At 71.4% G+C, this 4,290-nt stretch carries 5 protein-coding genes; all 5 read left to right on the plus strand.

The genetic code is table 11. From position 1 onward, the window contains the following. On the plus strand, window positions 1-646 hold a 646-nt coding region (locus tag G3I19_RS34865; RefSeq protein ID WP_164267699.1), incomplete at its 5' end, for an oxidoreductase C-terminal domain-containing protein. Window positions 647-746: 100 nt separating this feature from the next. After that, a complete protein-coding gene (locus G3I19_RS34870; RefSeq protein ID WP_164267700.1) occupies window positions 747-1,112 on the plus strand; it encodes an Rv2175c family DNA-binding protein in 366 nt (121 codons plus the stop codon). A gap of 133 nt (window positions 1,113-1,245) precedes the next feature. Continuing rightward, on the plus strand, window positions 1,246-1,896 hold the full coding sequence (gene thiE / locus G3I19_RS34875) for a thiamine phosphate synthase (RefSeq protein WP_164267701.1): 651 nt from the start codon (window positions 1,246-1,248) through the stop codon (window positions 1,894-1,896). 232 nt (window positions 1,897-2,128) lie between these two features. Beyond that, window positions 2,129-3,046, plus strand: a complete 918-nt coding sequence (gene metF, locus G3I19_RS34880; RefSeq protein WP_164267702.1) for a methylenetetrahydrofolate reductase [NAD(P)H] — start codon at window positions 2,129-2,131, stop codon at window positions 3,044-3,046. 52 nt (window positions 3,047-3,098) lie between these two features. After that, window positions 3,099-4,139 (plus strand): hypothetical protein, encoded by a 1,041-nt coding sequence (locus G3I19_RS34885; protein ID WP_164267703.1) that lies wholly within the window; start codon window positions 3,099-3,101, stop codon window positions 4,137-4,139. The last annotated feature ends 151 nt before the right edge of the window (window positions 4,140-4,290 follow it).

The following is a 4,290-nucleotide window of genomic DNA, read 5'->3' on the forward strand; positions in this document are numbered from 1 at the left end:
CTGGTACGCCGACAGCGGAGCCGAACTCCTCACGGACACGCGGGTGGCCCGGGTCGAACCGGGCGCCGTGGTCCTGGAGTCCGGGCGGCGGCTGCCGGCCGGGGCGGTCCTCGTCGGCATCGGGGCCAGGCCCGCGACCGGCTGGCTGGCGGGTTCCGGAGTCGCGCTCGGCGCCGACGGCTCGGTCCTGGCCGACGAGCGGCTGCGCACCTCGCTCCCGGACGTCTACGCGGTCGGTGACTGTGCGTCCTTCCCGTCGCGCCGTTACGGCGAGCGGCTGCTGATCCACCACTGGGACAACGCACTCCAGGGGCCGCGCACGGTCGCCGCCGACGTGATCGGTGAGACCCCGCAGATCTACGACCCGGTGCCCTACTTCTGGTCCGAGCAGTTCGGCCGCTTCGTCCAGTACGCGGGCCACCACGCGGCCGCCGACACCCTGGTCAGGCGCGGCGACCCGGCGGGTCCTGCCTGGTCGGTGTGCTGGCTGCGGGAGGAGCGGCTGGTCGCGGTGCTCGCCGTCGGCAGGCCACGGGATCTGGCCCAGGGCCGGAAGCTGATCGAGTCGGGGGCCCCGGTGGATCCGGCCCTGGCCGCCGATCCGGCCGTGTCGCTCAAGGCGGCGGTCCGCTCCCGGCAGGGCTGACGGCGGCCGCCGCAGTGGCCGCCGCCGTGACCGGCGTACGACGGCCCTGAAGGGCTGAGTCCGGGTATCGGCTGTCAGTGCGGGATGGCAGGCTTGTCCCGTGACCGAGATTGACGCAAAAACCGATGCTCTCATCCCCGCCTGGCTGCACCTGCCCGACATCGCCGAGATGTTCGACGTCGAGGTGACCCGTGTCCGCCAGCTGGTCAGGGACGGCACGCTGATCGCCGTACGCCGTGGTGAGAACAGGGCGCTCCAGGTGCCCGCCGCCTTCATCGACGGCACCAAAGTGGTCAAGGGCCTCGCCGGCACCCTGACGCTCCTGCGGGACGACGGCTTCAGCGACGAGGAGATGCTGGAGTGGCTCTTCACCCCCGACGAGACCCTGCCCGGCACGCCCGCGCAGGCGCTGAGCGAGAATCGCGGGACGGAGGTGAAGCGCCGGGCCCAGGCGCTCGCCGTCTGATCGACGTGTGATCACCTCGCGGTGTACGGACCGGGCCGGCCCCGGGCCGTACACCGCGGCCCGTTGCCGTCCAGTAGTCCGTCGGCGTCCAGTGCGTCGCCGTCCAGCCGCCGTCCCTTGGGGGGAACGCCCGATGTCCACCGCACCCGCTCCGCTGTCCGATGCCCGGCTGTATCTCTGCACGGACGCGCGCAGGCGCCAGGGCGATCTGCCCGAGTTCCTGGACGCCGTGCTGTCCCACGGCGTGGACATCGTCCAGCTGCGGGACAAGGGCATGGAGGCGGCCGAGGAGCTGGACCACCTCCAGGTCTTTGCCGACGCCTGCCGCAGGCACGGCAAGCTGCTCGCGGTGAACGACCGGGCGGATGTCGCGCACGCCATCTCGTCCGACGTGCTGCATCTCGGCCAGGGCGACCTGCCGGTCCCCGCCGCCCGTGCGATTCTCGGCCCCGATGTGCTCATCGGCCGCTCGACGCACGCCGAGTCCGAGGTGGACGCGGCCGCAGCCGAGCCGGGCGTGGACTACTTCTGCACCGGCCCCTGCTGGCCCACCCCGACCAAGCCGGGACGGCACGCGCCGGGCCTCGGCCTCGTGCGGTACGCGGCGGGGCTCGCCACCTCGCGGCCCTGGTTCGCGATCGGCGGGATCGACGCGGGCAATCTGGACGAGGTGCTGGACGCGGGGGCGCGCAGGGTGGTGGTCGTCCGCGCGATCACCGAGGCGGCCGACCCGGCCGCGGCCGCCGCCGCGCTCGCCGCCCGGGTCAGGGCCCGCAGCGAGTAACGGGCAGCGGGCAGTGGGCAGCGCGAGAGCGACGGGTGGCGCGGGAGCAGTGGGACGGAAAGCGGGGAAACGGAAAGCGGCGGGACGGAAAGCGGCGGGACGGAAAGTGCCGGGACCGAAGCGGACGCGGTGATTCCGTAGAAGTGTCCGATGGGTGGACAAGTATCTCGCAAATCGGGCATAACGTCCGGGCGTGGTTGGGGGAGTGCCACGCCCTGGCTAATCTGCCCGTATGGCCTCCGGCACCTCCTCCACCAGAACCGACCACGCCCGAACCGTGCGTGACCTGCTCGCGACCGGCAGGACGCTGTACTCCTTCGAGTTCTGGGCGCCCAAGACCGAGAAGGGCGAGCGGAACCTCTGGAACGCGCTGCGCCGTGTCGAGGCGGTGGCACCCAGCTTCGTCTCGGTGACCTACGGTGCGGGCGGTTCGTCCCGCGCGGGCACGGTCAGGGCCACCGAGCAGATCGCGTCGGACACCACGCTCACCCCGGTCGCGCACCTCACGGCCGTCAACCACTCCGTCGCCCAGCTGCGCAACATCATCGGCCAGTACGCCGACGCCGGGATCCGGAACATCCTGGCCGTCCGCGGCGACCCGCCCGGCGACCCGATGGGCGAGTGGGTCAAGCACCCGGAAGGCGTGATGTACGCCGCCGACCTGGTGCGGCTGATCAAGGAGTCGGGTGACTTCTGCGTCGGCGTCGCGGCCTTCCCCGAGATGCATCCGCGCTCGGACAACTGGGAGAGCGACATCCGGCACTTCACCGACAAATGCCGGGCCGGTGCCGACTACGCGATCACCCAGATGTTCTTCGACCCGGAGGATTATCTGCGGATGCGTGAGCGGGTGGTGGCCGCTGGTTGCGACACCCCGGTCATTCCGGAGGTCATGCCGATCACCAATGTGCGGCAGTTGGACCGGTTCGCGCAGCTCAGCAACGCGCGCTTCCCGTCCGGTCTGAAAGAACGCATCCATGCCGTCAAGGACGACCCGGCCGCTGTACGCTCCATTGGCATCGAGTTCGCTACGGAGTTCTGCGCGAAGCTGCTCTCCGAGGATGTCCCTGGACTGCACTTCATCACGCTGAACAACTCCACCGCGACCCTCGAAATCTACGAGAATCTCGGACTGCACAAGCAGTCCTGACCGGCACATCCGCCCCCCCCGCACGGGGCGGTGGCCGCAGAGAGGGGCGTACATGGGCTGGACGGTCCTCTATGTCGGGTTCGGATTCGTCGCGCTGTGGCTGCTGGGCGAGGTGCTGCTGCAGTACAAGGCCAGGCTCCGCTGGCGGCTGCTCGCCTTCACCGGGTTCCTCGGCGTGGTCTTCGGAGTGCTGCTGCACTCCGTGCCGGTGATCGTGGTGGGCGCCATCGCGTTCGCCGTCGGCCAGTTGTACGTCACGCTCTCCTTCCGGCGCGGCTTCTCGACCGGCTGGGCCATAAAGGGCGCACCCCGCGAGAAGAAGCGGCGCAGGGCGCGCGGCGGGAGCGGGGCGAAGGACCCCGTACTCGAAGTCTCGGACCTGCAGTACGAGCAGCCGGGGCAGGAGCCGCAGGACGGCCAGGACCGGCCGGACGGTGCGCAGTACGACGCCCAGGACGGCGTCTTCGCACAGCACGGCCAGGATGCCGACGGCTACGGGCAGTCCGCGTACGGCGGCAGCGGCTACGGCCCTGACGGCGGATTCGGCCAGGACGGAACCGGCCACGACGGCGCCGCCTACGCCGCCTACCCGCCGGGCGCGGCGGACTCCGGCGCATCCCCTGCCCCGGACTCCTCGCGGGCCCGGGAACCGATGGCCGCGAGCGTCTACGCGCCGGAGCCGATGCCCGACGAAACAGGCCAGTACGGCATATACAGCGACACGGTGTACGGGACCGGGGCGCAGTACGGCACCGGCTACGACCAGAACGGCGGGACGTACGACAGCCAGTACGGCTACGGCGGCGAACAGCAGCAGTACGCCGCCTACTCGGACCCGTACATCGGCGCAGGCCAGTACGGGGCCTCGTACGGCGGCCAGCAGCAGTACGCCGATCCCTACGCCGACCAGTACGCCAACGACACTCCGCCCGGCGGGGTCTGGGTGCCGCAGCAGCGCGACACCGAACCGGCGTACGGCGAAGCGGCCTACGGCGCTCCGCGCGACGCCGAGCACCCGGACCCCTCCGATTACTCGGCCCAACAGCCGTACCAGAGCGGACACAACGGCTACAACGAGCAGCAGCGCTACTGAGAGCAGCAGCGCTACGGAGCCGGCCGGCGGCCCGGCGCCGGGCCGGCCGAGGCCGTCACCGCGAGCCGCGGAACCCTTCGCCCTCGACGATCAGCCCGGCGGCCAGCGCCCCCGACATCCCGGCGTGTGCGAGCCCGCCGCCGGGGTGCGA

Origin of the sequence: Streptomyces sp. SID10853 (assembly GCF_010548145.1) — a bacterium.
In the GTDB taxonomy this organism is placed as follows: domain Bacteria; phylum Actinomycetota; class Actinomycetes; order Streptomycetales; family Streptomycetaceae; genus Streptomyces.